Annotated in this window: 21 protein-coding genes; 17 read left to right on the forward strand and 4 right to left on the reverse strand. The window is 36.1% G+C overall.

Going from position 1 to position 26,232, the window contains the following annotated elements:
• Nucleotides 1–21 precede the first annotated feature (21 nt).
• The 9 genes from sstT to Q0X52_RS02740 are packed head-to-tail and all read left to right on the forward strand — an operon-like array spanning nt 22 to nt 8,364.
• Complete coding sequence (gene sstT, locus Q0X52_RS02700) at nt 22–1,272, forward strand: serine/threonine transporter SstT (protein ID WP_297574551.1); 1,251 nt, start codon at nt 22–24, stop codon at nt 1,270–1,272.
• Complete coding sequence (locus Q0X52_RS02705) at nt 1,272–2,993, forward strand: M3 family oligoendopeptidase (protein ID WP_297574554.1); 1,722 nt, start codon at nt 1,272–1,274, stop codon at nt 2,991–2,993. The genes sstT and Q0X52_RS02705 overlap by 1 nt, the downstream gene beginning before the upstream one ends.
• Complete coding sequence (locus Q0X52_RS02710; protein WP_297574557.1) at nt 2,990–3,400, forward strand: hypothetical protein; 411 nt, start codon at nt 2,990–2,992, stop codon at nt 3,398–3,400. Before Q0X52_RS02705 ends, Q0X52_RS02710 begins: the two co-directional genes overlap by 4 nt.
• A gap of 7 nt (nt 3,401–3,407) precedes the next feature.
• Complete coding sequence (locus tag Q0X52_RS02715) at nt 3,408–5,477, forward strand: ATP-dependent helicase (RefSeq protein WP_297574558.1); 2,070 nt, start codon at nt 3,408–3,410, stop codon at nt 5,475–5,477.
• Nucleotide 5,478: 1 nt separating this feature from the next.
• Complete coding sequence (gene truB, locus Q0X52_RS02720; protein ID WP_297574560.1) at nt 5,479–6,297, forward strand: tRNA pseudouridine(55) synthase TruB; 819 nt, start codon at nt 5,479–5,481, stop codon at nt 6,295–6,297.
• A complete protein-coding gene (locus Q0X52_RS02725) occupies nt 6,294–7,055 on the forward strand; it encodes a 4-(cytidine 5'-diphospho)-2-C-methyl-D-erythritol kinase (RefSeq protein ID WP_297574561.1) in 762 nt (253 codons plus the stop codon). The genes truB and Q0X52_RS02725 overlap by 4 nt, the downstream gene beginning before the upstream one ends.
• The gene (gene smpB / locus Q0X52_RS02730) at nt 7,033–7,497 is read left to right on the forward strand and encodes an SsrA-binding protein (protein WP_297574563.1); all 465 of its coding nucleotides are present in this window, start codon (nt 7,033–7,035) and stop codon (nt 7,495–7,497) included. Before Q0X52_RS02725 ends, smpB begins: the two co-directional genes overlap by 23 nt.
• Entirely contained in the window at nt 7,494–8,111 is a 618-nt protein-coding gene (locus tag Q0X52_RS02735; RefSeq protein WP_297574565.1) for a TlpA family protein disulfide reductase, read from the forward strand. The genes smpB and Q0X52_RS02735 overlap by 4 nt, the downstream gene beginning before the upstream one ends.
• Nucleotides 8,101–8,364 carry an ATP-dependent Clp protease adaptor ClpS gene (locus Q0X52_RS02740; protein WP_297574566.1) on the forward strand — a complete coding sequence of 88 codons (264 nt, stop codon included), beginning with the start codon at nt 8,101–8,103 and terminating at the stop codon, nt 8,362–8,364. Before Q0X52_RS02735 ends, Q0X52_RS02740 begins: the two co-directional genes overlap by 11 nt.
• 355 nt (nt 8,365–8,719) lie before the next feature.
• Here the strand turns inward: Q0X52_RS02740 and Q0X52_RS02745 are convergent, their stop codons facing one another.
• Together Q0X52_RS02745 and Q0X52_RS02750 are read right to left on the reverse strand one after the other, a co-directional pair.
• Nucleotides 8,720–10,822 (reverse strand): rhodanese-like domain-containing protein, encoded by a 2,103-nt coding sequence (locus Q0X52_RS02745; RefSeq protein WP_297574567.1) that lies wholly within the window; start codon nt 10,820–10,822, stop codon nt 8,720–8,722.
• Between the two features lie 66 nt (nt 10,823–10,888).
• The gene (locus Q0X52_RS02750; protein WP_297574784.1) at nt 10,889–12,808 is read right to left on the reverse strand and encodes a cytochrome c3 family protein; all 1,920 of its coding nucleotides are present in this window, start codon (nt 12,806–12,808) and stop codon (nt 10,889–10,891) included.
• A 490-nt stretch (nt 12,809–13,298) separates the two neighbouring features.
• Between Q0X52_RS02750 and Q0X52_RS02755 the strand changes: the two genes are divergently transcribed.
• The 4 genes from Q0X52_RS02755 to Q0X52_RS02770 are packed head-to-tail and all read left to right on the forward strand — an operon-like array spanning nt 13,299 to nt 18,670.
• On the forward strand, nt 13,299–13,727 hold the full coding sequence (locus tag Q0X52_RS02755) for a DUF4878 domain-containing protein (protein ID WP_297574569.1): 429 nt from the start codon (nt 13,299–13,301) through the stop codon (nt 13,725–13,727).
• A gap of 9 nt (nt 13,728–13,736) precedes the next feature.
• Nucleotides 13,737–15,155 carry a cytochrome c biogenesis protein ResB gene (locus tag Q0X52_RS02760; protein ID WP_297574572.1) on the forward strand — a complete coding sequence of 473 codons (1,419 nt, stop codon included), beginning with the start codon at nt 13,737–13,739 and terminating at the stop codon, nt 15,153–15,155.
• Complete coding sequence (locus Q0X52_RS02765) at nt 15,139–16,854, forward strand: cytochrome c biogenesis protein (protein WP_297574575.1); 1,716 nt, start codon at nt 15,139–15,141, stop codon at nt 16,852–16,854. Before Q0X52_RS02760 ends, Q0X52_RS02765 begins: the two co-directional genes overlap by 17 nt.
• A 58-nt stretch (nt 16,855–16,912) precedes the next feature.
• A complete protein-coding gene (locus Q0X52_RS02770; protein ID WP_297574578.1) occupies nt 16,913–18,670 on the forward strand; it encodes a penicillin-binding protein 2 in 1,758 nt (585 codons plus the stop codon).
• A 19-nt stretch (nt 18,671–18,689) separates the two neighbouring features.
• On the opposite strand, the gene hemH is transcribed toward Q0X52_RS02770, so the two are convergent.
• Complete coding sequence (hemH, locus tag Q0X52_RS02775) at nt 18,690–19,646, reverse strand: ferrochelatase (RefSeq protein ID WP_297574581.1); 957 nt, start codon at nt 19,644–19,646, stop codon at nt 18,690–18,692.
• Nucleotides 19,643–20,500, reverse strand: a complete 858-nt coding sequence (locus Q0X52_RS02780) for a Gfo/Idh/MocA family oxidoreductase (RefSeq protein ID WP_297574584.1) — start codon at nt 20,498–20,500, stop codon at nt 19,643–19,645. The genes hemH and Q0X52_RS02780 overlap by 4 nt, the downstream gene beginning before the upstream one ends.
• Before the next feature lie 148 nt (nt 20,501–20,648).
• Here Q0X52_RS02780 and alaS point away from each other — a divergent pair, with 148 nt between their 5' ends.
• Genes alaS through Q0X52_RS02800 form a run of 4 tightly spaced genes read left to right on the forward strand, consistent with a single transcriptional unit; the run spans nt 20,649 to nt 26,170 of the window.
• Nucleotides 20,649–23,192, forward strand: coding sequence for an alanine--tRNA ligase (alaS, locus tag Q0X52_RS02785; RefSeq protein WP_297574786.1), 2,544 nt, complete (start codon nt 20,649–20,651; stop codon nt 23,190–23,192).
• Complete coding sequence (locus tag Q0X52_RS02790; protein ID WP_297574586.1) at nt 23,185–23,676, forward strand: hypothetical protein; 492 nt, start codon at nt 23,185–23,187, stop codon at nt 23,674–23,676. Before alaS ends, Q0X52_RS02790 begins: the two co-directional genes overlap by 8 nt.
• Nucleotides 23,676–24,224 carry a septum formation inhibitor Maf gene (gene maf, locus Q0X52_RS02795; RefSeq protein ID WP_297574589.1) on the forward strand — a complete coding sequence of 183 codons (549 nt, stop codon included), beginning with the start codon at nt 23,676–23,678 and terminating at the stop codon, nt 24,222–24,224. Before Q0X52_RS02790 ends, maf begins: the two co-directional genes overlap by 1 nt.
• The gene (locus tag Q0X52_RS02800) at nt 24,215–26,170 is read left to right on the forward strand and encodes a transglycosylase domain-containing protein (RefSeq protein WP_297574590.1); all 1,956 of its coding nucleotides are present in this window, start codon (nt 24,215–24,217) and stop codon (nt 26,168–26,170) included. Before maf ends, Q0X52_RS02800 begins: the two co-directional genes overlap by 10 nt.
• Nucleotides 26,171–26,232 lie beyond the last annotated feature (62 nt).

Genomic DNA, 26,232 nt, shown 5'->3' on the forward strand with positions numbered 1-26,232 from the left:
TTTATAACAAAGGGTATTTAGATGAATCCAATAATCAAGGCATTTAACGCCTACACTTCGATAAATTTAGTTTATCGTATCATCATTGGGCTATTGATTGGTGCAGCTGTAGGTCTGCTATGTAGAATCGGCTTTGGCGGAAGTGCTGGAGTTGCAGCTATTTTTGATCTCTTTGGCGCACTTTTTGTAGGTGCTCTTAGGGCGGTTGCTCCAATACTTGTATTTGTCTTAATTGCAGCAGCGATTTTACTAAGAGATTTTAAAAATATAGATGGTCTTAAAAATGTGCTATTTCTCTACCTAATAGCTACATTCCTAGCCTCATGTGTCGGCGTTGGAGCTGCTATGCTCTTCCCTGTTCAAATAACCTTAACTGGGCTTGAAAGTGCCACTACATCAGCGCCTGGCGGACTTGACTCTGTTCTTAAAAATTTGCTATTTAATATGGTCGATAACCCATTTAGAGCAATTGCAAATGCCAACTACATAGGTATCGTTGTTTGGGCTGTAGCACTTGGTGTTACTCTAAAATATACAAGCGATACCACAAAAGATGTCTTTAGAGATCTCTCAGAAGCTATCACAAAGATAGTTCAGTTTGTTATACAATTTGCACCGATAGGCGTTATGGGACTTATTGCTACAAGTATCTATGTAACAGGCAAAGAGGGACTTATTAGCTATGCAAAAGTTACCATTCTTTTGGTAGTTGCAATGCTATTTTTGGCACTGATTATCAACCCTTTGATAACTTGGTTTTATATCCGTAAAAATCCATTCCCAATAGTATTTACTTGCTATAAAGAGAGCGGTGTAACTGCCTTTTTTACAAGAAGTTCAGCTGCAAATATACCGATAAATATGAACCTATGTAAAAAACTAAATTTGGACGAAGAAATTTACTCTATCTCAATCCCACTTGGTGCTACTGTCAATATGGGCGGTGCAGCGGTTGTTATCGCGATACTTTCACTTTGCACAGCATATACAGTTGGCGTTGAAGTTAGCTTTTTCTCAGCACTTCTTCTTTGCACAGTTGCTACTCTTGGCGCTTGCGGAGCTAGCGGTGTGGCTGGCGGCTCTTTGATGCTCATTCCTCTTGCTTGCTCTTTGTTTGGTATCGATGAAGCGACTGCATTCCAAGTTGTTGGAATTGGTGTAATGATTGGCGTTATACAAGACTCACTCGAAACTGCCATCAACAGCTCAACTGACGTGCTTTTTACAGCTATTGCCTCTCACAGAACAGGTAGTGATGTTGAGGGCATCTAATGGAGTGGGAGTTAGATAGTTTTTTTAAAGGTAGCTCTTATGAGAGTTACCTCTCCTCTTTAAAAAAAGAGTCGCTTGATTTTTTAACCAACTACAAAGACAGGCTCTCATCTCTTACTTTAGAAGAGTTTAGCAAGGCAATCCAAAGATATGAGGAGATAGAGGAGAAAATTGCCCATATCCAAAGCTATAGTTATCTTAAATTTGCCAAAGATACAACTCTTGGCTCAGAACTTCACAAATCAGAGCTGCAAACAGATGAAATTTCACAAAATATTTTATTTTTTACCATTGAGTTTAACACTCTAAATGCAGATAAACAAGAACAAATCATAAGCTATCTACCAAAATATAGCTATTTTCTAACTCTTCTTAAAAAGAGAAAAAAACATCAACTAAGCCTAAAGGAAGAGTCACTTTTGCTAAAGCTAGAACCGCTTGGCAAAGAGTCCTTTACAAGGCTTTTTGATGAGAGTTTTTCTAAATTTAAATTTGAACTCAGTGGTAAGAATTACTCTCTTGAAGAGCTTCTTAGTAACTTTAGTAGCGACGATAGGAAGCTTAGAAAAGACTCAAGTCTAGCACTTAGCAAAACACTTGAGCAAAACTCACATCTTCTAACCTTTATCTACAATATGGTAAGAAGTGATCTCAAAATCAAATCCGAATTAAGAGGCTATAAAGAGCCAGAAGAGAGCATGCACCTTTATAACCAGATAGAAAAAAAGAGTCTTGACTCTCTTATAGAAGCGAGTGAAAATAGCTTTTATCTAGTTGGCAACTACTATGAGAGAAAGCGTCAAATTCTGGGCTATGATGAGCTTTTTGACTATGACCGCTATGCACCAATTGCAAAAGAGATTGAGATACCTTTTGATGAGGCAAAAAGAGTTGTGGTTGATAGCTTTGCCAAATTTAGCCCCAAATTTAAAGAGATTGCACTAAAGGCTTTCAACGAAAACTGGATAGATGTCTATCCCTCAAAAGACAAGATTGGCGGTGCATTTTCCTTGGCATCTACAAAACAGACTCATCCACACATTCTTCTAAACTATATGAATAAAAGTAGAGATCTCTTTACTTTAGCTCATGAGCTAGGTCATGGTGTACATCAATATCTCTCATATGATGTTGGCTACTTAAACAGCGATACACCGCTAGTTATGGCTGAGACTGCCTCAATTTTTTGTGAGATGTTGATTTTTGATACTCTCATAAAAAAGGTTAGCAAAAAAGAAAAAGTTGCCCTACTTGCAACAAAACTTGAAGATATCTTTGCAACACTCTATCGCCAAATAAACTTCACTACTTTTGAGCGCATAGTTCATGCAAAAGATGGAGATTTAAGTAGCGATGAGATAGGTGAGCTTTGGCTAAAAGAGTCAGCTAAGATGTTTGATGGAAAGGTGAAGCTAAATCCGTACTACAAAAGCTGGTGGTCCTATATACCGCACTTTTTCCATACCCCATTTTACTGTTACTCATACTCCTATGCAAAATTGCTAGTCTTATCACTCTTTAAGCTCTATAAAAGCGGCAAGTGCAGTGACTTTTCAGATAGATATATAGAGTTTTTAAGCCTTGGTGGTAGCAAAAGTCCAAAAGAGCTAGTGGCTATCTTTGGGCTAGATATAGAGGATGTAAGTTTTTGGAAAAATGGCATTTTGCTAATCCAAGAGCTATTAGATGAGTTTTTAACTCTTTCAAAGGAGCAGTTATGATGGATTATATTATGAAAAATAGCGATTTTGCAAAGATGATGAAAGAGCATATCAAAGAGCTTATCGGCTTTTTTACATCAAATGATGTTGCCTTTTCTTTGGTTGCAAATTTGGAATTTGTGAAATTTAACCCAGCTCTTCCACAGCACATCACAGAAAGCCTCCAAGATCAGCCCGCTATTTTGTTTGAGCTAGATGGCTATACCCTATCAAGTATCAAGCTTGACGATGAAGACTTTACATTTCATGCAGGTTTTGGCGATGAGATGTTTGCCTCTTTTGTCACCATTCCATATGGAGCGGTAATTCAAATCTTAGTTAGCAAAAACCCACTACTTACAAATTTTGCACTCTATAAAAGCAAAGATGATAAAATGGCTCGTTCAAGAAAAGCCTTTAAGTTATGAGGGAAAAATGGATATATTAGCAAATTTAAACGATAGTCAAAAAGAGGCAGCAACACATGTCGATGGTCCTATGCTCATCCTTGCTGGCGCTGGAAGTGGCAAGACCAAAACCATCACTACAAGGATAGCCTACCTCATAGCAAACGGCATACCGCCATCCTCTATTTTAGCTCTTACATTTACAAACAAAGCGGCCAATGAGATGAGAGCAAGAGCTTTAAATTTGATATCAAAAAACAACATAGCACAACCTCAAGGCTCGCCTCTTCTTTGCACTTTTCACAAATTTGGGCTTTTGTTTTTGAAGTTTTATATAGATAGGCTTGGACGCAAAAACAACTTTATCATCATAGATACAGATGACAAAAAAAAGATTATCTCTGAGTTTAAAAGCAAAATCCCAACCTCAACCATAGCAAATGAGATCTCAAAACTAAAAAACTCTCTAATAGATCCAGAAGAAGCAAAGCAGAGACTTTCAAACTCCACTTTTGATGATTTTTACTACAACAAAGAGAGATATGCAACTATCTGTGAAATTTATCAAAAATATGAAAATAGGCTAAAAGAGGATAATTTAGTCGATTTTGACGATCTACTCATTCTTCCATACAAGATCTTAGATAGGGACAAAAAGCTTTGCGAAGAGATTTCAAACAACTACAGATACATAATGGTAGATGAGTATCAAGATACCAACGAAATTCAGTTTAAACTCCTAGAGAAGCTCTACAGCACTCACAACAATATAGTTGTAGTTGGCGATGATGACCAAAGTATCTATGGCTGGAGAGGGGCTAGAGTAGAAAATATTTTAAATTTCAAAGACAAATTTAGCAATGTAAAGATGGTTAAGCTAGAGAGCAACTATAGATCTACTCAAAACATCTTGAATGCAGCAAATGATCTTATAGAGCACAACACAAACCGCCTTGGAAAAAAACTTCTTAGCACAAAGGGAGCGGGCGAAGAGATAGAGCTTATAAACTCACAAGATGAAAGTTATGAGGCAAACAAAATAGCTATCAAGATAGAAAAACTCATCAAAGATGGAGTAAAACCACAAAACATAGCCATACTTTACCGCATAAATGCCCTATCAAGAGCCCTTGAAGATGGACTAATGAGAGCAAAAATTCCCTATAAAATGGTCGGAGGTATAAAGTTTTATCAAAGAGCAGAGGTAAAAGATATCATTAGCTATTTAAGAATCATCCTAGATAGCAACGATGATTTTTCACTAAAAAGAGTTATAAATCGCCCAAAAAGAGGTGTCGGCGCTGTTGGTCTTACAAAGATAGAAAACAAGGCAAAAGAATTAAAACTCTCTATGTTAGATAGCATAACTCATCTAAACAAAGAGGTTAGTAAAAGTAGCTTAGATGAGCTTTTAAAACTAAAAGATGAAGTTGAAAGGCTTAGAAATTTAGATGGCGCCTATGCGATACTCTCTGACTTTGATAAGAGTTTTGGCATAAGGGAGTGGTATAAAGAGCTGCCAGATGGCGAAGATAGAGTTGCAAATATCGATGAGTTTATAGCCCTGCTTAAAGAGAGCGTAAAAAACGATCCTAGCTTTGATATAACGCAGTTTTTAAATGATCTTTTGTTAAGAAGCGAGCAGGATGCAATTAGCGATGATGCCATCTCTATTATGAGCATTCATGCTAGCAAAGGGCTTGAGTTTGAACATCTCTTTGTAATTGGGCTTGAAGAGGGCTTTTTTCCGATACAAAGTGACAATATTGACATAGAAGAGGAGCGAAGATTAGCCTACGTAGCACTTACAAGAGCCAAGAGTTCTCTAACACTAAGCACTACCAATTCACGTTACTACAATGGCAAGAGAAAAGAGCTAGAAAAGAGCCGCTTTCTATCTGAAGCTGGACTTTGCGAAGGAGCGATGATTTTTGAAAAAACGCAAGAGATAAAAAAAGGCGATATTGTAAATCACAAACTATTTGGAATGGGACGTGTAACTGCAACAACCAAGGTAAAAACAAGTCTTATGCTTGATATAAACTTTGGCGGTATCAACAGAAAAATAATGTCTGACTTTGTAGAAAAAAAGGTCTAACTTGCAAAGACTTTTTGTAGCAAATAAGCCGCGGGGAGTTAGCTCAAACTTCTATCTAGGGCGTCTTAAGAAAAAATACGGTGTTAAAAAAGCTGGCTTTTCTGGCACATTAGATCCATTTGCAACTGGTGCTTTGATAGTGGCTTTTGGTAGCTATACAAAGCTCTTTAGATTTCTAAATAAAGAGCCAAAAAGATATAGAGCGACCATTTGGATTGGGGCAAGTAGTCCTACTTTGGATATAGAAAAAGTAGAAAAGATAGAACTCTCGCCCATTTTAAAGCTAGATTTTATAAACTCTTGCCTTGAGAAGCTAAAAGGCGATATCTGCTACACTCCGCCTAAATTTAGCGCCAAAAAAGTTGCCGGGAAAAGAGCCTACACGTTAGCTAGAGCAAAAGAAGAGTTTGAGTTAAAAAGCATTGAGATGAGCATTTATGATGTGAAACTCATCTCATATATGCATCCTTTTTTAACTATCGAGCTCTCAGTTAGCCAAGGTGCTTATGTGAGATCTTATGCGCAACTTTTTGGGCAGATGATTGGTCAAAATGCAATTTTAAGTGCACTTTGCAGACTTAGCGAAGGAGAGTTTAAATTTCAAAACGAAAAGGCACTAAACCCGCTAAACTATCTAAATTTGAGAGAAAACTTCTACAATCTTGATAAAAACGATATCCTTCTTGGAAAAAAATTAGAAGTAAAAAACTTCCAAATCAAAGATGATGGAGAGTATCTAGTAAAAAATGGCGATCTTATAACTATTTTTGAGTTTAGGGATGGCGCAGTTAATTATCTTTTAAATAGGTTTGAAATTTGAAAAGTTTTGCAAAGATAAATATTTTTTTAAAGGTCATCGGCAAGCTTGGCAACTATCACGAAATTGCCTCAAGATTTATACTCTTTGAAGAGCTTTTTGACACCATCACATTTAAAGAAAAGCAGTCAAAAAACTTCACTATTGCCACCAACAAGGCAATTCCTGGCGAAAATCTCATAAAAAAAGCTTATGATATTTTGGCCAAAGAGTTTAGCTGTGTTGAGCCATTTTTTAAAAGTCACACTGTTGAGCTTAACAAACAGATCCCAATAGGCGGTGGACTTGGCGGAGGGAGTAGCAACTGCGCAACATTCCTTAAGCTTTGTAATAAAACTTTAGGTTTAAAAATGTCTAAAAAAGAGCTTATAGAGCTTTCACTTCCACTTGGTTGCGATATTGCCTTTTTTATCAGCGAACAAAGAGCGGCAAATGTCTATGGGAAAGGCGAGATAATAGAGCCATTCGTTGATGATATTCCAAATTTAAAGCTCTTTTGTTTGCCAATTTGTAGCAACACAGCAGCAGTTTATGGCGAGTTTAGAAACTCTTTTTTTAAAGATATTGACCCAAATTTAGCCAAAAAGTTTTCAACTCTTACTACAAAAGAGCTGCTTAAAAATTATAAAAATAGACAATTAAATGATCTTTTAGCACCATTTGTTAAAATTTATAGTATAAATTTACATGACAATGAGTTTTTAAGTGGTAGCGGAAGCTCTTATTATAAGGTGATAGATGAAGACAATAGCAAGAAATAAAAAGGCATTTTACGACTACGAAATAATTGAGAGTTTTGAAGCTGGTATTGTGCTAAAAGGTAGCGAAGTAAAGGCTATAAGGGCTTCAAAGGTAAATTTGAAAGATAGCTTTATAAGAGTTATAAGAGGCGAAGTTTTTTTGCTAAATGCTCATATTAGTTTTTTGCAAAATACTCACACCTTTTATAGACCCGATGAAAGGGGTGCTAGAAAGCTTTTGATGCACAAAAAACAGATAGATAGACTTAGCCAAAGAGTGGCAAAAGATGGACTTACCATCGTGCCACTCTCAATCTACCTAAATGACAAAAACATCATAAAAGCAAATATCGCCCTTGCAAGAGGAAAAAAACTCTATGATAAAAGGGAAGATATCAAAAGAAAAGATCTCCAAAGAGAGGCAAAAACAGCACTTAGTAACAATCTAAAAGGGAAAATATGAAAAGAAATTTAACTATTTTATTGACTTTTTTGTTTACAGCAATGGTTTTGGTAGGTTGTAAAAACGATGAAATAAGCGAAAATAGCAACGAATTTAAGCCATTTGCAGTTGGTGAAAAAATCAAGCTAAAAAGTGTAATTGGCAACGAGATAACAGTAGTAAGAACAGAAAATGGCTTTAAAATGGATGGCAGCAAAAAGATAATTATGTTTGATTTTTTTGCAACATATTGCCAACCGTGCAGAGATGAAGCGGCACATCTTATGAGCTTTCAGCTAAAAAACTCAGATGACTTTATGATAATAGGGCTTATAACATTCGAAGATATAACAGACAAAGAGGTGGTTGATAATTTCAGTAAAAACTACAATGCTTACTACTTTATCGCCAACTCCAAAACCAATCCAAATGATAGAATTATTGAGCAAGTTTTAAGAGATATCAGCTATCAAAGTGCGCTAACTATACCATTTAAAGTAATTTATAAAAATGGCATTGTTCAACAAGTTAGCAACAATGAGATGCCATCAAGCAACAAAAGAGAGTTTTATGTCGGAAAACTTCCAGTTTCGCTACTTCAAAGTGACCTTGATAGGATAAAAAGTGCAAAATAAAAAAGAACAATACTACATCACGCTCTATAACGATGATGTTACACCTATGGAATTTGTAGTTGAGCTACTGATAGAGCTTTTTGGAAAGAGCCTAGAAGATGCCATCTGCCTTATGCTTACCATTCACAATATTGGAAGTTGCAACTGTGGTATTTTTAGCAAAAAAGTTGCCCTTTTGAAACAAGAAGAGATAGAAAAAAGAGCAAAGATAGCACACTTTCCATTAAGGTGCTCTATAGAAAAATCAATTTAATTTATAGCTAAATTTAGATATTTGGTAACTAAATTTAGACAGCTTTTTCAAATCTAAACAAGTTTTTTATAACAACAAATATTTTGATAAAGTTGTCAAATTTAGATAGAGATTTAACTCTTAAATATAGTTTTATACTATTTTGAATTGAAATTTAAGCATTTGTTTTTATAGTTTTGATTCAAATTTAAGCTTCTAATTTAAAAGTTTTTGCTACTTAAACTGAAATTTAAACTTTTGATTTATATGTTTTTATAGTTTTAAGATGAAATTTAAGCTTTTAATTTATCTTTTTTATAATTTGTAGTTTTAAATTTGTGGGTAAATTTATATCCCCCTTTCGGGGGATAATTTATTAGAAGAACAACACCTCAGCAAAGGCATAGATAATCATAAACAAGAATATCATACCAGTGATAAGCATTGCAAAGCCAGCCAATTTAGCTAGCCAACTCCAAGACTTGAAGTTGCTATCTTTTACCTCAAGACTCTCTATCTTTCCACTCTCAACAAGTCTATCATACCAAGGTTTTCTCTCGTGTTTAATCTCTTCTTTTGTAAATGTTCCTGAGAATATAACCATATCCATAGGGAAACGATCTGCTCTAAAGTGAGTATTAAAGAAGTGTATCGCAAAGATAAATCCTGTCGCAAGTAACGCCTCGTCTGAGTGCAATAGTGTTGCAAGGTTTAGCGACCAGCCTGGTAGATATTGTGTAAACCAAGTTGGGAACCAAAGCATAAGACCTGAAAGTCCGATGATAAACATACCCCAAAATACTGCTAGATAGTCAAATTTCTCCCAATAGGTCCATCTATCAAACTGAGGTCTCTCACCTTTGCCAAAGAACCATAAGAAGTGATTTTTCATATCTTTAAAGTCTTGCCATCTAGGGAAGAGCGAATCTGGTCCAAAGAACTTACTCCAAAATCTACTTAGCTCCATCTTGCCTGTTTGTGGATTGCGAATTGCATCACGTTTGCACCACGCATTGATAAGCACCTCTAGAATATGGCTTAAAAATACAACTATCATAACAATAGCTGAAATATGGTGGATTTTTGTAGCCATTATAGGTCCGCCCATCATATCAATCATACTTTGAGCCCATGAAGCTGTGCTAAATTTTTGCGGTAGTCCTGAGAAGCTAAGTCCCAAGAAACTTGCAGCCATAAAGAAGTGTTGCCACATATGGAATGCGCTAAATCTTCTAATAGCAACTGGGTCGCTTGCAGCCTTCTCTTTTGCCTCTTTCCACTCTTTTGGATGTTTTAATCTAGTAGAGATAAGTTTAACAGACCATAAGAAAGTATGGAAGCCAAAGAAGCCAAACACAGCGATAATTAATCCTGTCATAAAGACATAGGTCCAAAACAAAACAGGAAATTTATCTTTGTTTGTATGATCTGCGTGAGCTATAAATTCAGCAAAGTTCTCATTGACATTATCATGACATTTTGCACAAGTATCAATACGATTATTATTACCTAAAAAGAGAGTAGATCTCTTATCGTCTATCTTAAATACATTGTGTGCACCGTGGCAGTCAGAACATGCAGCAGCTGTTGTTATGGCATTTGGATCGTCAAGTCTTACCACTTTACCATGGAAAGTTTCGTGATAGTGAGCTTGTTCCTCTTTATGGCATGAACCACATCTCTCATCACTTTGTTTTCTAACGTTGATGAAAGCAGTGCTAGCGCCAGTATGTATAGCGTGACAATCAGAACATGATGGCGAGCGGTCATTTAAAGTTGTTTTAAAGTCATGCACACTACCCTTAAACTCTTTTGCAATATCGCTGTGACATGAGGCACAGTTGTTATTGACATTGTCTTTGCTAATAGCCATTTGTGCGCGAATTTGATTTCTATCAAGTCCAGTATCCACACCGTGGCAATCTCTACAAGCAGGAATTTTACCAAAAATCATATGACTATGGACTTTATCTGCATAATCATCAACATCACTTGACTCAAGCCAAGAAGCTTTTGAGGTTGCGTTTTTTGAATTTTTGATTAGGATATCTTTGCTAGGTTTTACAACCGGATTTCCTTTTATAATCCAATTTTCAATCCCCTCAAGCATAACATAGGAGTTTTTATAGCCAAGTTTCATAGCTTCTAGCGCTGCTTCACTACTTGTAAAACAGGTTCGATTTTGGCAATAAAAAATTAGCGTCGCATCCTTATTTTTTGGTAGTAAATTTTGCCAACCCTCTAAATTTATATGAACAGCACCGTGAATATATCCGAGCTCTTCTCTTATTTTTTCCTCATTGGCATCAAATATATATACATTATCTTGCGTCATCAACTTTTTTGCATCAGATATGCTAATAGGCACAACACCTTCAATAATCGCTATATCTCCATCTCCAGAAGCGCTTAATTGTGGCGTTAGAGTGACAAAAAAGATGCAAAAAATAGTCAATAGCCAATTTCTAATAATTTTCATCTCATATCCTTTTATTTAGACCTTAAGTGCGAGACATTAAAGTCCCGCACAAAAAGCTTTTGACTATTACTTCTTTTTATCAACGCCCAAGATCTCTTGTGCAGCTTTTATATAAGTTAGCGCTTCAGTTACAAGCTTTTGAGAGTATTGTGGTCCGTGAACTCCCCATGAGCCGTCTTTTGCCAACTTATTTTTAATATCTTCAGCCTGTTTTGCATAGAGTATTGCTTTTGCCATATCTGCAGTTGCTACTTTTGGATTGGTTGCAACAGCACGGTCGATCTTTCTAAGTCCAAGCTCGATGTTTGCAAAACCATCTTTTACAGGTAGTTGCCACTCCATAACTTTGTCATAAATCATCTCTTGATTTGTAAATTTCAAATCATTTGGCAATGTCGATTGAACAGGGCTATGGCATCCACTAGCACCAGGTCCTACTAAGTTAACATCTGAGAAGCTTGTTCTTCCGCAGCTCCACATCAAATCAACATAGAATCTTCCTGCATCATCTCTTGTAAGTCTCCAGCCTTTTGTCTTCATAGGGTCACGTGGTTGTCCCTCAGGTGGGTTGATACTCTTAGCAGTTCTATCTACTTTAATTCTCCAAATGTGGCTTGCTCTAACGTTATCAAAGCCTGCTTTATCAGGATTTTGAACAGCTGCAAAGTTCTCACAACTCATCATATTTGGCATATGGCAACCTGTACAGTTGTCTTTTGCATGAACTCCACCTTGCTTAAAGAAGTCAGCTTGTGTTTCGTGGCAATCTTGACATGTCTTTTTAAGACCTGTCAAGGTATAGCCGCTCATCCAATCATTTGCTGTAACTTCGTGTGGATCGTGACAGGTGCTACATCTCATACCTTTGTCATAGTGCTCTGTATTATACATTTGTGCACCCTCTGTTCCGCATGCTGGACAGCTTGACTTAAAGAAGGCGTTAAATGGTTTTTTAGGGTTTGCATCAGCTTCATCTTCATACCATGAAAATCTTTGGTGACATCTCTCGCAGTTACTTGGCATTCCAGCGCCTCTTGCGCCATATAAGTGCGCACCAGCACCGTGACACTCTTCACAGCTAATACCTTGAGCAATAGTATGCTCTTGAAGTTTTACAGGATCGCCAATTGCTGCATAGAATTCCTCTTTGCTCTTAAAGTCAAATTTAAAACTGTGGCAAACTTCGCAGTATGAAGTTGCAGGTTGGAACATGGTTGACTCAGCATATTTTGAACCATATGAGTTAGTTCCCCAAACTGCTGATCTACTATGACCAAAGTCTTCCATTTTTGTAGGGAATCCTGGACTAAACTCAGCTATTTTTTTAGTCATTTCAGGAGTAAAGTTTTCAGACCAAACTCTTGAAAACTGGTTACCACCAGCAACCATCTTACCACTTAAATCGCTTAAATTTCCATCTTGAACGTGATATGTACCACGAACTAGCCATCTATCCAAAAAGCCATATTTTGTTCTTGGAGTACCGATAATTGCATAGACATCGCCAGCCTGAATTCCTAAAGGAAGTATTGATGAAGGAGCTGTGTCATAAACTGGTTTTTTAAGATCGTTACCAACTTCTATCATTTGGTTAGGAAATCTTACAGTTTTTGCGTGTCTTGAGCGCTCCCACTGTTGATATTGAGCTGGGTGACACTCACCGCATTTTTTTGGTCCTACAAATTTGTTAGGAAAATCAAGCACAGACTCCATTCCTAGACGATAGGTTACAGCAGTCATATTTTGGTTAAATTTCTTAGAAAGAACTGGACCTCTGTTGAACTCAACAAATTCCTCCATTCTATCACTTATCTTATATTTACCAACAAGTCTGCCAGCCTCTTCGTATTTAAACATAGGGTGGACTTTAAAAAGCAGTGACATAAAATCATCTGCACCATGGACATAATCCTCTAGCGTTCTTGGCTTAAAGCCGTCAGGCTCAGGAAAACCTGCACCGTTTAGCTTATTGTCATAAGCCTGCATTACGCTTAAATCTTTTTTTGCATTATTATCTGCATTTAAACTAGTTAAGCTAAAACAGGCCGCTATAGCTAACATACAGGATCGTTTAGCTATATTTAAGGTCTTCATGATAAACCTCCTTTAAGTAAATATCAACTCAAAACCTACACTTACCAACCTAATTTAATAGGCACCATTAATTAAATATTCACAATCAGATACTTTATATTAACTTTCTGTTAATAAATATCGAAAGCATATTATATCATTTTTCCTTTATTTAACCTTTATTAATTATATTAAATTTGAATATTGATAAAAACTTTTTCAATCTCTTTTAAGCAACTATTGCTCGTTAAATTTAGCCATTTTTTAACCAAATTTAAGACACTATTAAGATTATATTGTGATTTAATTGCTAAGATATTTCGTCAAAAATCTAGCCGTTTATATACTATTTATAGAAAATATATAAATTTAGCTTCAAATTATCTAATAAAGGAAAGTATCAATGAAAAAAAGATCAAGAATGTTATGTGTAGCTCTTATCTTTTCTGCACTCTTTTTAACTGCCTGTAGTAGTAAAAAAGACGATCCAGTTAGTGTTTTGCAAAACTTTATCTTGCTTTGTGAAAAGGGAGAGCTTGACAAGGCACAAAAACTCATCACAAAAAGAAATAATGTGGATTATTTTAGAACATATAGAGATATGGGAAAAGACCTTATTTTTATAGACTATGACTATAAGGGCAACGACAATGTAGTAAGAATAGACTATGAGTTGCTTGAAAATTTAAGTAGCGATGATGTTGCTGTTGTAAAGATGACTACAAACTACAAAAAACAAAATCATACATTTGATAAAAATGTTGTACTGCACAAGATTGATGGGCAATGGAAGATTTTTGAATATCTCTTTATGCCTGTTAAAGTCAATTAAAGAGTGACAATGAAGCAGTTCATCTACTCACTTTTTGGAATGAAAACAACCATAATACTACTTATACTATTTGCAATAGCAAGCGCAACTGCAACTATAGTAGAAAGTGCCTACTCTACCGATGCGGCATGGGCTTTTATCTATGGTTCACTGTGGTTTGGGGCCATTCAAGTTCTTCTTGGAATCTGCCTGGTTGTAGGCATTTTCAAATATAAGTTCTACAACTCAAAAAATGTTCCATCTTTTATCTTTCATGTAAGCTTCCTTTTCATACTTATAGGCTCAATCATCACTAGATATTTTGGATATGAGGGGACTCTTCACATAAGAGAGGGGAGCCAAAACAACTTAGTATCTAGCAGAGAGGTCTATATACAATTTGCCTCCAAAGATGGCGATAAGCTTATAAGAGATGATCATAACGGCTACCTATCATCAGATAGCAAGAAAAATAGCTTTGATATGAAACTAAAAATTGATGGTAAAAAGGCTATTTTATCCTATAAAGACTTTATTATAAATGGCGCTTTTGGCTGGGTTGCAAGCGAAGTTGGACATCCTGTGGCTGTTCTTTTGTTTTATGATGATAAAAACAAAAGAAGTGTGACTATGATTGATAAACAAAATATCAATATAGGCGACTTAAGTCTTGCATTTAACGAAGAGCCAAAACAGGAAAAATATATAAAAATCTTTTTAGATGGTGGCAAATTTTACATAAAGACAAATGAAAAGGTAGCATATACCGATACGGCAACTTTGCAAAAAAGCGATCTTCAAAAAGATGTCGCAATGCCATTTAATGAGCACTATATCTATGAAATCGAAGGGATTAACTTCTCTGCTACAACACTTTTAAAAAGCGCTAAAAAAGGGATTGTTAAACTACCTGAGAAATCCATGGGAAACAACGTTTTAATAGCGGATTTGAGCTATAACGATGATAAAAAAGAGGTCTTTATCTTTTTTGGAGATCTACCAAAGGTCTATAATGTCGGTGGCAAAGACTTTATGCTTGCTTGGGCACCAAAAGAGAGAAAACTACCTTTTACCCTACATCTTGATAAATTTAATCTAGATAGATATCCAGGCTCCAACTCACCTTCTGGATATAGCAGCGATGTTGTTGTAAAAGATGAGCATAAAAACAGAGAATTTGAGTATAAAATTTATATGAATCATGTGCTTGACTATGCGGGATATCGCTTTTTCCAAAGTTCATATGATATGGATGAAAAAGGCACTATTTTAACGGTCAATAGAGATCCTGGTAAGTTTCCTACATATATAGGCTATACCCTACTTTGTGGTGGAATGCTCTTAAATTTCTTCAACAAAAACTCAAGATTTGTGCAACTTTCAAGAATGGTAGATGAGAGTAGCGCAAGAGATAAAAAAGCAAGGAAGAACAATGAAAAAAATAGCTAACAACACAATAAAACTGCTTCTCTCTTTGTTTATCGCTATATCAACTCTAAATGCAGGAGAAAACAGACCCGTAGTAGATGAGGAGCATGCCAAAAAGCTAGCCTCTTTGGTAGTTCAAGGCTTTGATGGCAGACTAAAACCTTTTGATACTGTCTCTATGGAGCTATTTCATAAAATTTACAAAGGTGAAAACTATCATGGGCTAAACCCAAATCAAGTAATGCTCTCTATCATGGTCAATCCAGAATATTGGAGAGATGCACCATTTGTAAAGGTAAGCAACAAAGAGCTAAGAGAGCTACTTGGTCTTCCAAGCAACAGCACTCACGCCCAATTTGCAGACTTTTATGGTAAAGATAAAAATGGACACAACTACTATAAACTTAAAAAACTAGTTGAAGAGACAAGTAGAAAGCCACTCAACACAAGAGGAACCTTTGATAAAGAGCTTTTGAAAGTTGATGAGAGATTTAACATCTTCTATATGCTATTTTTCAATGAAATTTTTAGAATAGTTCCAAAGATAGACGATCCAAATCACACTTGGTACTCACCTGTAAATGCTATGAGAATGTTTCCTAAGGGCGAAGTTGAGATGGTTAGCAAAATCTTGGAAAACTACTTTGTAAGTGTTATTGATGCACAAAAAAGTGGTGATTGGAGCAAGGCAGATAAGGGACTAGAGCTACTCAAAGAGTATCAAAGAAAGACTGGTGCAGATGTTATACCTACAGAAAATAGAATTAAATTTGAGATACTATTTAACAAACTTCAAATTTTTGACAATCTTACAATTATCTATCTTTTGGCTGGTTTTGCACTTTTGATATTTGTCTTTATAAGACTACTCTCTCCAAAAGTAGAGATAAATTTACTCTTTAAAAGCGTCTATGCGGTAAATGCCATAGCCTTTGGACTTCATACAATAGGACTTGGCTTAAGATGGTATATAGCTCAACACGCACCTTGGTCAAATGCCTATGAGTCGATGGTCTATATAGCGTGGGCTTTAGGACTTAGCGGTATGATTTTTTCAAGAAGGTCACCTATCTCACTAGCTCTTACATCGATACTTGCAGGTGTAACTTTGTTTGTTGCTCACTTGAGTATGATGGATCCTCAAATCACAAATATTCAGCCGGTGCTTGACTCTTACTGGCTTACCATACACGTTTCAGTAATAACTGCAAGTTATGGATTTTTGGGACTTTCAGCACTTCTTGGAATGTTTGTTTTGGTGCTTTTCATCATAGACAACCAAAAAATCAACAAGGAGATTTCAAGAAACATCTTAGAAGCCACAAGGATAAATGAGATGTCAATGATACTTGGTATCTGCCTACTTACTACTGGCAACTTTTTGGGCGGTGTCTGGGCAAATGAGAGCTGGGGGCGATATTGGGGCTGGGATAGCAAAGAGACTTGGTCACTTATAACTATTTTAATTTATGCAGCAATTGTCCATTTTAGATTTGTTCCGCGTCTAAATAGTCAATACTGGTTTGCTGTAGCTTCAATGTTTGCCTACGCAAGTGTTTTGATGACCTATTTTGGCGTAAATTTCTACCTAACAGGACTTCATAGCTATGCAGCTGGAGATACCATTCCAATACCTACCGCCATTTGGGTAAGTGCTGTGGTGCTCTCTTTGGTTGCCTTTATCTCTTTCTTTAAAAAAGAGTATTCAAAAGAACTTTAAAAGTGTCAAATCCCTACATTGCCATTTGTAGGGATAAATTTCAAATAAAAGAGGTTTGATGAAGAGGGAGTTTTTTAGCACAATATTTTGGATAAAATATCTCTTATTGCCTCTTTTACTGATACTTTTTATCATGGCCACTTACTACATAGTAGTAGATGAGAGTAAAGTTTTACCACGAGAATATTCAGTCGAGAACAATACCGCACTTAGAGGAAGTATCATCTCAAAAGATGGCTATACCATAAGCTCTTCAAGTAAACTTTACAAAGCGATTATAGATAGTAGAAGCATAGACAAAAACAAGCTTGATCTCTTTGTAAATTTATACTCCATCTACACAAATAGCAACAAAAAAGCGATAAAAAAGGCTATCCTTAGCTCAAATGGAACAGTTGTGCTTTCAAACAGAATAGATCCAAAAACAGCAACTCACTTAAAAGATTTAGCAAGAAAGCTCAACCAAAAAAAGGTCTTCATCTCCTTTAAAGTTGGCGAGCGGACAAATGTCCCAATAGGTATGAGTATAGTTGAAAGTGGCGAGAAAAGGAGCTTTATAACAAATGATTCTTTAACACCAATAATTGGCTACATGAACAAAATAGAGGTTATGGGACTTACCAAAGTAAAGGGACAAAAAGGGATAGAAAGATATTATCAAGACTATTTAGAAGCATCTAGTAATGGGGTTTTAAAAGGTCCAAGAGATCTTGCAAACAACATTATATTTCAAAAAAATAGCCAAAAATCAAAGCGAGTTGATGGCTATGATGTCATCTTAAATATACCTTTAAGTCTTCAAATAAAAATAGAAAAAATGATTAGCAAAGCTGCTAAACTCTACGATGCTGATGAGATAGTTGTAGCGATACTTGACTCCAAAACTGCAAGAGTTTTATCCCTAGCCTCATCGCTTAGATACAACCCAAACAATATCAAAAAAAATGAGATTAGACTTCTAAACTCCACCTCTAGCGAGTATGCTTATGAGCCAGGTTCGGTTATAAAACCACTTATCTTTTCGATACTTTTAAAAGAGGGCAAAATTGATTTAAATGAAAAGATAAAGACCTACAATGGAGTTTATAAACTAAGAAAAAGAGTGATAAGAGATACCTATAAAGAGCCCTATCTAACGCCATCTCAAATCATCTCCAAGTCATCAAACATAGGTATGATTATGCTCTCTTCTAAACTTGATGCAGCACTACTTCATAGAGGAATGCTTGAATTTGGGCTCTCTGAAAAAACAGGTATTGACTTGCCATTTGAGCAAGTAGGAGTAATTCCTACGATAGATCAGCTAGACAATGAGGTTTATAAGGCAACTGTAAGCTATGGATATGGACTTCAAACTACCTTTATACAGCTGCTAAACGCCTACAATATCTTTAACAACGATGGCATTATGATAGCACCAAGAATTGTTAGCTATCTAAGGAGAGATGGGGATTATTACATCATAGATCAGCCCAAAGAAAAGGAAATTTTAGCAAAAGCTCAAGCAGATATTGTGAAAAATATCCTTATAGAAACAGTGCAAGAAGGCACAGCAAGGGCCGCTAAGAATGATGAGTTAGAAATTGGTGGTAAGACTGGGACTGCAAGAATTGCAAGCAAAGGTGGATATATTAGCAACTATAACAGCTCTTTTTTTGGTTTTGCCAATGACGATACCAATAAATTTACAATAGGCGTCTTTGTAAATAACCCAAAACAAGGCAGTTACTACTCATCACAAACCGCACTACCGATATTTAATGAAATGATTAGGATTTTGCTAGAAGAGAACTACCTAAAACCAAAAAAAAGATAGCTCCAAAAACTAGTCAAATTTAACTACTAAGTGCCTTTTGCAAGATAAATTTGGCAAACTCATCGCTATCATTTGGACACTTTACAACTTCATAAAAATCAAAGCCATGCACCTTTGCAAGTTTGGCATACTCTATGGCAAGCTCATAGTCGCTTTCTGAGTTGTCGATGCAAAAAGAAAGAGGCACAACAATAGTTCTTTTTGACTCCAACATAGGCAAAATATGGCTTAAATTTGGAGTAAGCCACTCAACTGGACCAAGCTTTGATTGATAGGCAAGATGATAGTTTTTGAAATTTAGACCATTTTTAGCAAGAAGCGCACTCAATATCTCAAAGTGCTTCTCTATGTGACTTTGATAGATATCACCTCTTTCTACATTTTTTTTAGGAAGTGAGTGGGCAGAAAATATAATATCGGTCTTTGCAATCTCATCGCTACTTAAATTTGAACTTCTATCTGCTATTAGTTTAAGTAAAATTTTATTGTAATTCTCATCGTCATAAAAAACAGGAACAACCTTTATCTTTGCTTTTATATCAAATTTAGCAATCGCTTGCTCTATGCTATATAGGCTCGAATCAACAGTAGTTTTTGAATGATGTGGATAGAGCGGAAAGAGAATAATCTCATCAAAATCTCTATATTTTTTCACAACCTCATCTGCAAAAGGTGGCGTATAATTCATCACATAATCAACAACAACTTCACCATCAATCTCTTTTGCCATCTCATTTATCTTTTTGCAAAGTCTAATTGTTATATCATTTATGGGCGACTTTGAGCCAATTTGCATATAGTTTTTTTTAGCCGCGTTTTTTCTAAAAAAGGTGATAACGCAAGAGAGAGTTTTTCTTATAAAATCATTTTTAATTGGCAAAATATAGCGATCATCAAACATATTTTTCAAAAAAAGCCCAACCTCATCAAGGTTGCTTGGGCCGCCCATATTTAAAAGAAGTATCGATCTTTTCAAGAGGCTATCTTTTTTGCTGCCAAAACATCTTCAATGCTTGCAAGATTGCCCCAGCCAAGACCATCGCACAACTTTTTAAAGGCATCATGTTCAAATCTTATAGAAAAATCTTCGCTATCAACTCTTAAATTTATCCTGCCGTTTTTTGTTATTTTATGAAGAGTGAAATTTACAAAGTCAGCAAGATAAAAGCCATCATCGGTGCAAATTTCCATATAACATCTCTCTTTCGGATAGAGAGTGCTTAAAGAGTAGCTCACCAACAGACCATTTTTCATCTTCAAAGATGCCACTGCAGCTCTATTTTTTTCTCTAATTAACTCTATTTTCTCAACATCACTTTTAAAAATATGTGTGATGATGTCGATATCTTGGGTAAAGAAGCTATCTAAATTTGACTCTTTCTCATCTTGACAAATGCCTCTTATGTAGGAGATATTGTAAATTTCAATATTTTTCTCAAGCTCTTTTTTTATGGATTGGGTAGTTGGGTTAAATCTTTGAGAGTATCCAATGGCTAAATTTAGCTCATTCTCTTTTGCAATCTCACAAAGCTCATTTATCTGCTCCAAGTCGCCCGTAATTGGGGTTGCAACAAAGATATTTTTAAGATATTTCATCGATCTAGTAATCATCTCTTTATGGGTAGAAATGGGAGTTGTTATCACTACAGCTTCGGGTTTTGTCTCCTTAAACATTTTTTCAATATCATCATAGACAACAAACCTACCAAAATCTTGCTTGCTAACTTTGTCATAAAGCCCTACAAGATTGAAAAAATCAGATCTTCTAAGCTCGCTTAGGTGATTTCTTCCTCTTTGCCCAAGTCCTATGATGGCGATATCTTTTTTCATTATTTAACACTCAACCCTTTTTTAGTGATAAAATTGTTTGATTATACCAAAGTTGATAGATAAAAGCTAATATTTACAACAATTTTGGTAAAATCAATGCTTAAAATAAAAACAAAATAAATTAAGGTCGATTTTTATGAGTGAGATTATGGATATAAGAAAAGAGTATTTAAACTTCTTTAAGAATAAAGGTCACAAAGTTATGCCAAGCGCCCCTTTGGTGCCAGATGACGCAACTTTGCTTTTTACAAATGCGGGAATGGTTCCTTTTAAAAACATCTTCACAGGAGAGGCGCCACGCCCTACTCCACCCATCTACACGAGCTGTCAAACTTGCATAAGAGCTGGCGGAAAACACAACGACTTAGACAACGTTGGCTACACAGCAAGACACCATACATTTTTTGAGATGCTTGGCAATTTTAGCTTTGGAGAATATTTTAAAAAAGAGGTTATTGGCTATGCTTGGGAGTTTATCACTGAAGTTTTAAAACTTCCAAAAGATAGACTCTATGTTACAGTACATGAAAAAGATGATGAAGCCTACCAACTTTGGCAGCGACACATCGACAAAGAGCGTATCTACAAATTTGGCGACAAAGATAACTTTTGGGCGATGGGAGATACTGGACCTTGTGGACCATGTAGTGAGATTTTTTATGATCAAGGAAGTGAGCATTTTAATAGTCCTGAGGACTATATGGGCGGCGATGGCGATAGATTTTTGGAGATTTGGAATCTTGTTTTTATGCAGTATGAAAGATCCAAAGATGGCAAACTAAGCCCTCTTCCAAAACCAAGTATCGATACAGGAATGGGGCTAGAAAGAGTAATGGCTATAAAAGAGGGCAAATTTAGCAACTATGATAGCTCGCTTTTTATGCCACTTATAAAAGAAGTTGAAAAAATTTGTGGCAAACCATACATTTATGAAGAAGGAGCAAGCTATAGAGTCATAAGCGATCATATTAGATCAGCTGTCTTTTTGCTAGCTCAAGGCGTTGGGTTTGATAGAGAGGGCAGAGGCTATGTTTTGAGAAGAATTTTGCGTAGAGCATTAAGACATGGCTATTTGCTTGGTATAAAAGAGCCATTTATGTATAAACTTGTAGATAAAGTAGTTGAGCTTATGGGTGGTCATTATCTCTATCTAAATGAGAGAGCAAGTTTTGTAAAAGAGCAAATTTTAGCTGAAGAGGAACGCTTTTTATCTACTATTGCCAATGGACTTGAGCTATTTAATGATGAACTTTCCAAAACAAAAGATGTCTTTAGCGCCAAAGTAGCTTTCAAACTATATGATACATATGGCTTTCCGCTTGATTTGACTGCTGATATGCTTAGAGAAAAAGGGCTTAGCGTAGATGAAGATAAATTTAACGAGCTTATGCAAGAGCAAAAAGATAGAGCAAAAGCAAGCTGGAAAGGTAGCGGCGATAGAGCTATACATGGCGACTTTAAAGAACTTCTTAATAAATTTGGAGCAAATCAATTTGTAGGTTATGATAGTTTAAAGACAAAGAGCCAAATTTTAGCACTGCTTGACGAAGAGTTTAAGAGAATAGATCAGATAAAAAAAGGTGAGTCTGGTTGGGTTATGCTAGATAAAACACCATTTTATGCAACGAGTGGCGGCCAAAGCTCTGACTTTGGAAAAATAGAGGGCAAGGGCGATATAGATGATGTTATCAAGCATTTGGATATAAATTTAGCTCATATAAAGGCTGTGGCTGACTTAAATTTAGGCGAGAATGTTGTATCTATCGTTGATGAGAGTAGAAGAGATGAGATTGCCAAACATCACAGTGCAACTCACCTTTTACAATATGCTCTAAAACAGGTGCTTGGCGATGGCGTATCTCAAGCTGGCTCACTTGTAGAGAGCAACAAGCTTAGATTTGATTTTACATTTAATAGAGCTTTAAAAGAGAGCGAACTTAACAGAATAGAAAAAATCGTAAATGAGATGATATTTCAAGCCATAGAGTCAAAGTGCGAAGTATTGAACCTAAAAGAGGCAAAAGAAAGTGGCGCGATAGCTCTTTTTGGCGAAAAGTACAAAGACAAAGTAAGAGTGCAAACTATCGGAGAGAGCAAAGAGCTTTGTGGCGGAACTCATGTCAAAAACAGCTCTGCTATCGGCACATTTATCATCTTAAAAGAGGGCGGGATAAGCGCTGGCGTAAGACGAATAGAGGCGATTTGCGGTAGAGCTGCACTAAAATATATAGATGATTTAAGAGCCAAATACAAAGATATAGAGCTAGCTCTAAAGGGCGAACCACTTCAAAGCATAGAGAAGCTAAAGGATGAATTAAGAAAAGCACACAATGAGATAAAAAATATCTCAATGGCAAAATCCTTAGTAGCAGATGAAATTAAGGGGATAAAGGTTGTTGTTGATAGATTTAACGGAGATATCAAAACTAAAATAGACGAACTCAAAAACTCAAATGAGCGCATAGTTGTCTTTTTGCTAAACAGCAGCAATGACAAAATAGCCCTAGCACTTGGTGTCAAAAATGCACCGATAAAGGCTGGAGAGCTTATAAAAGAGATAGCTGCTATTTTAGGTGGAGGAGGCGGCGGTCGCGATGACTTTGCGACAGCTGGCGGAAAAGATCCATCAAAAATAGAAGAAGCGCTGAAATTTACAAAAAAAGCCATCAAAGAAAAGTTAAAAAATGTATGAGGTCAATAGTGCTTTTGCAAGAGTAGAGCAAATACTTCCATTTTTTCATATTTTATCCATCTCAGCAATCATCGCTTTGCAAACTAGCGTGGTTGCTATTGTGATATTTTTTATGAAAAGCTCGCAAGATAAGAGAAATTTAAAGTTTCTACTTTTTTCTCTAAATTTATTCTTCTTCTTGTTTATTTTGCTTCTGGCACTTATTGTAACAATTGGCTATCTACTTCTAGATAGCAATAACATCAAATTTGCAGATCCTATGGTAGAAGAGATTATAAACACCAAAATCGTTCTGATACTTTTTATACTTTTTAACCATTTTTACATCTTTTACCGCATGAAAGAGCTTAAAAAATCAATCCTAAAAGATGATAATGAAGCCATGATGGAGCATTTAGTCATCATTGCTAAATACTTCTTACCTCTAAATATCGCCCTTTTTGCCATAGGTATCTATCTTGGCGTAGCTTTGAAGGTCATATAGTGATAAATTTAGTCTCAACTTCGCCAACTAGAGCCAAACTTCTAAAAGAGAGCGGCTTTTATTTTAAACAGATTAAATTTGACTTTAACGAAATTGATATAAGAGAAACACCGCCATATCTAAAGCCCTATAAGATAGCCATGCAAAAACAGCACCAATATAGACAATTTGACAAAAAGAGCCAAAATTTACTCTTTGCCGATACTCTTGTTTTGGTAGGCGACATTGTCCTAAAAAAGCCAAAAGATGAGATAGAGGCAACAAAAATGCTCTCTTTGCAAAGTGGCAACAAAGTAAGCATATCTACCGCTATGATATTTTTGGGAAAAGAGCTAAATTTTTGGAATTTGAGCCTTACAACATATGAGTTTTACAAATTTGACCAAGATGAACTTCACAACTACATCACATCTGGCGGATACAAAGGCAAGGCGGGCGGAATGAGTATAGAGGGATTTAACAAAAAATATATCAAGTCTCAAAGTGGCAACACTAGCACAGCCATGGGACTAAATATCGAGATTCTTAGGAGATATCTATGTTTGTGAGATTTTTCTTTGGGCTTATAACTTTGGGAGTTGTTGCTGCCTTTACAATCATATTTTATTTTTATAGGAGTATTCAGGTTGATTTTGACAGTATCATAGAGTATAAGCCTGCCCTAACTACTAGAATATACGATATAAATGGTGATCTTATTGCAAATGTTTTTGATGAAGAAAACCGCCTCTATGTAAAATATGACGATATTCCAGGAAGGATCATAGAGGCATTGGTCGCCATTGAAGATACCAGTTTTTTTGAACATGGTGGCGTTAATTATGAGGCGATTTTTAGAGCGCTTATCAAAGATATAAAGGCTATGAAGTTAGTAGAGGGTGCTTCTACCATCACACAGCAACTTGTTAAAAATATGCTACTTAGCAGCGAAAAGAAGATTGAGCGAAAGATAAAGGAGATTTTGATCTCTATCAAGATTGAAGACTATCTTAGCAAAGAGCAAATTTTAGAGAGATATTTAAATGAAATTTACTTAGGACATGGCTATTTTGGCATAAAAACAGCAGCAAAAGGCTACTTTAGAAAGAGTCTTGATGAGCTTACTCTAAAGGAGATGGCTATCCTTGTAGGTCTTCCAAAAGCCCCTAGTAGCTACGATCCAACTAGATATCTAGAACTCTCACTTGCAAGGGCAAATAGTGTAGTTCAAAGGATGTATAATCTTGGCTGGATAACCAAAAGCGAATACATAAGCGCTACAAAAGAGGTCCCAAAGGTCTATGATGACACACTTACTCAAAACAGAGCGCCATATGTAGTAGATGAAGTTATGAAAGAGGCTAGAAGATATCTAAAAGAGATAGACAAATCGGGCTATGAAATTTATACTAGCGTTGATTTAAAGGTCCAAGAGATAGCAAGAGAGGCGCTAGTTTTTGGATATAACGAGATTTTGAAGCGAGATAGTGAGGCAAATGCAAGTGTTGTAAATGGCGCAATAGTTGTCATCAATCCGTTAAATGGCGATATATTGGCTATTGTTGGTGGAGTCGATTATGCAAAAAGCAACTTCAACCGCGCAACACAGAGCAAAAGACAGCCAGGCTCTAGCTTTAAGCCATTTATCTACGAATATGCCATAGATAGCGGACTTTCGCCAACTAGTGAAGTGGCCGATATTGCAAAGACATTTGACGAGGGAGCTCAAAATGAGTGGAACCCACAAAACTACGGAAGAAGATATGATGGCTACATCACTATGAAAGAGGCACTTAGAAGATCTAGAAACTTAGCAACAGTCAATCTTATGAACCAACTTGGTGTCAATAATGTCGTAAAAAGACTTCAAGATATGGGCTTTAAAGATATCCCAAGCGATCTCTCAGTGGCACTTGGAAGTTTTGGAATATCGCCTTTGGAATACTCTAAGTTTTACTCAGTTTTTGCAGGTGGCGGAGTGATGACTACACCTAAATTTATAAAACAAGCCATCTCAAAAGATGATACAGTCTATCTTTTTGAATCTGAATCCAAAACCATAACCACACCTGAGCAAAACTACCTAATGATTGATATGATGAGAGATGTGGTAAATAACGGAACAGGGCGAAGAGCAAAAGTCCCAGAGATAGAGGTCGCTGGCAAAACTGGAACCTCAAATAACAGCGTAGATGCTTGGTTTTGTGGCTACACGCCTGAGCTTTTGGTAATTGTGTGGTATGGCAACGACAACTACAAGCCAATGCGAAATGTAGAGGGCGGCGCTAGAACAGCAGCACCTGTTTTTGCTAAATTTTTAAACAGCTATTTAGCTCTTTTTCCAGGAACAAAGAGAACCTTTAGCTTGCCAAATGGCGTCTATGTAAAAGAGTATGATGATGGCAAAAAAGAGTTTTATACAGATCGCTCGCCTCTGCCTGTAAAGACCATCTATGACTATCAACAAGACGACAGCAACGAACAGCCAAGCTACAATGACAAAATACTCTTTTAGGACTCTAAATTTATAAGAGCTTAGGGCTAAATTTAGCTTTTGAAAGTGCAATCAATAAGCAC

Origin of the sequence: uncultured Campylobacter sp. (genome assembly GCF_947255105.1) — a bacterium.
Lineage (GTDB): Bacteria > Campylobacterota > Campylobacteria > Campylobacterales > Campylobacteraceae > Campylobacter_B.

What these genes read in the sequence shown, in the direction of transcription:
- sstT (WP_297574551.1), top strand. Translation starts at nt 22, where the DNA reads ATGAATCCAATAATCAAGGCATTTAACGCCTACACTTCGATAAATTTA.
- Q0X52_RS02705 (WP_297574554.1), top strand. Translation starts at nt 1,272, where the DNA reads ATGGAGTGGGAGTTAGATAGTTTTTTTAAAGGTAGCTCTTATGAGAGT.
- Q0X52_RS02710 (WP_297574557.1), top strand. Translation starts at nt 2,990, where the DNA reads ATGATGGATTATATTATGAAAAATAGCGATTTTGCAAAGATGATGAAA.
- Q0X52_RS02715 (WP_297574558.1), top strand. Translation starts at nt 3,408, where the DNA reads ATGGATATATTAGCAAATTTAAACGATAGTCAAAAAGAGGCAGCAACA.
- smpB (WP_297574563.1), top strand. Translation starts at nt 7,033, where the DNA reads ATGAAGACAATAGCAAGAAATAAAAAGGCATTTTACGACTACGAAATA.
- Q0X52_RS02735 (WP_297574565.1), top strand. Translation starts at nt 7,494, where the DNA reads ATGAAAAGAAATTTAACTATTTTATTGACTTTTTTGTTTACAGCAATG.
- Q0X52_RS02745 (WP_297574567.1), bottom strand. Translation starts at nt 10,822, where the DNA reads ATGAAAATTATTAGAAATTGGCTATTGACTATTTTTTGCATCTTTTTT.
- Q0X52_RS02750 (WP_297574784.1), bottom strand. Translation starts at nt 12,808, where the DNA reads ATGCAGGCTTATGACAATAAGCTAAACGGTGCAGGTTTTCCTGAGCCT.
- Q0X52_RS02755 (WP_297574569.1), top strand. Translation starts at nt 13,299, where the DNA reads ATGAAAAAAAGATCAAGAATGTTATGTGTAGCTCTTATCTTTTCTGCA.
- Q0X52_RS02760 (WP_297574572.1), top strand. Translation starts at nt 13,737, where the DNA reads ATGAAGCAGTTCATCTACTCACTTTTTGGAATGAAAACAACCATAATA.
- Q0X52_RS02765 (WP_297574575.1), top strand. Translation starts at nt 15,139, where the DNA reads ATGAAAAAAATAGCTAACAACACAATAAAACTGCTTCTCTCTTTGTTT.
- Q0X52_RS02770 (WP_297574578.1), top strand. Translation starts at nt 16,913, where the DNA reads ATGAAGAGGGAGTTTTTTAGCACAATATTTTGGATAAAATATCTCTTA.
- Q0X52_RS02780 (WP_297574584.1), bottom strand. Translation starts at nt 20,500, where the DNA reads ATGAAAAAAGATATCGCCATCATAGGACTTGGGCAAAGAGGAAGAAAT.
- alaS (WP_297574786.1), top strand. Translation starts at nt 20,649, where the DNA reads ATGGATATAAGAAAAGAGTATTTAAACTTCTTTAAGAATAAAGGTCAC.
- Q0X52_RS02790 (WP_297574586.1), top strand. Translation starts at nt 23,185, where the DNA reads ATGTATGAGGTCAATAGTGCTTTTGCAAGAGTAGAGCAAATACTTCCA.
- Q0X52_RS02800 (WP_297574590.1), top strand. Translation starts at nt 24,215, where the DNA reads ATGTTTGTGAGATTTTTCTTTGGGCTTATAACTTTGGGAGTTGTTGCT.